This is a genomic window from Vibrio sp. YT-16, assembly GCF_033337405.1.
GTDB classification, from domain to species: Bacteria; Pseudomonadota; Gammaproteobacteria; order Enterobacterales; family Vibrionaceae; genus Vibrio; species Vibrio alginolyticus.
In genome coordinates this window covers 1-1,201 of record NZ_JAWOQQ010000111.1, presented here as the reverse complement: position 1 = coordinate 1,201, position 1,201 = coordinate 1, and the positions used below count along the sequence as shown (strand labels likewise).

Here is a 1,201-nt window from a genome sequence, read left to right as displayed (position 1 = left end):
GCTTTGGGATCCTCATTGAGTTGTGAGATCGCCGCTCGCAATGCCAAAGCCATCTCTTCATCTACCTCATTCGAGACTGCAATGGCATGAGGGGTATAACCTGCGGTTGTATAAATCACGCTCAGTTGCTCTTTGGTTTCACTCGGCAAGCTCTCAAAGGTACGCTTCACGCCACCGCCAGCGACATACAAGCCTTTCAGAACACCTAAATAGACCGAATCGTGCGAGCCCACATATTTGGGCGTAAATTTGATGCCTTTCTGTTCTAGTTCAGATTGCGTGATGATGGAAGCCGCAAACGCGCGTGGAGCCGGAAAAGCAATCGTCTCTTCTTGCAGATCATCAAGAGTAACTGACTGCCCTTTTCTCGCCACAATAATCCCTGTAATACGCTTGTTCTTCGCTCTTGCTAACGCCGTATAACCCGGAGTTTGGTTCACCAACGTAAAGTGATAAGGATTCATGTACGCGATGTCATATTCTCCAGCCATTAAACGGGCTTCAAAAGTAGGAATATCACGCGCAGTAGCAAATTTGATTTCAACTCCGGCAAGCTCGCCCCAACGTTGCAGTAATGGCTGCCATTGTTGAACTAATTTGGTGGCCGATTGTTGTGGCACCACACCAAAAACAAGAGAGGGCTGAGCGAAGATGGAAGGCGACAATATGCATAACGTCATAAGCAACGTAAAAATTCGCCTTTTAAACAGCCAAGTCAGCTTCTGCAATTGAGAATTCAACAAAATCACCTCCTTGTGTTTGTCTTCCGTTAAAGATAGATAGCTATTTGAAAGATTGCGAATTAACGCGTTAAATTGCCTCATGTCTCGGATAGGATTTATACTCAAACGAACACCTAAAAATAGGAGCAGTACATGCTTATTACATTTCGTTGTCGTAGTTATGCAAATGTCACGATGTTTGGCGACATTGCATTAGAGATGATCAAAATGATGGGTCACAGCGGCACAGTGCCGGGGTCAATTTCCGCTCAAGATGTTCCTGACGCGCTATCAAAATTAACTTCTGCTCTATCTGCGAAAAATGCAGCTGAAGAAAACCTCCCTACTGATGTAGATGTAGACGAAGAGGAAGAACAAGCAGAGCCAGCGGTAAGCTTAGGGCGCAGAGCGTTTCCACTGATTGAGTTGCTAAAATCAGCAATCAAAGAAGAATGCGAAGTCATGTGGGACAACCAATA

2 protein-coding genes are annotated in these 1,201 nt (G+C 45.2%); one reads left to right on the top strand and one right to left on the bottom strand.

Annotated features, from left to right (window positions below):
• On the bottom strand, nt 1-743 hold a 743-nt coding region (locus R7F07_RS25100; RefSeq protein WP_318110649.1), incomplete at its 3' end, for a phosphate/phosphite/phosphonate ABC transporter substrate-binding protein.
• 132 nt (nt 744-875) lie between these two features.
• Here R7F07_RS25100 and R7F07_RS25095 point away from each other — a divergent pair.
• A partial coding sequence (locus R7F07_RS25095) for a DUF1840 domain-containing protein (protein WP_024700735.1) occupies nt 876-1,201 on the top strand: 326 nt, incomplete at its 3' end.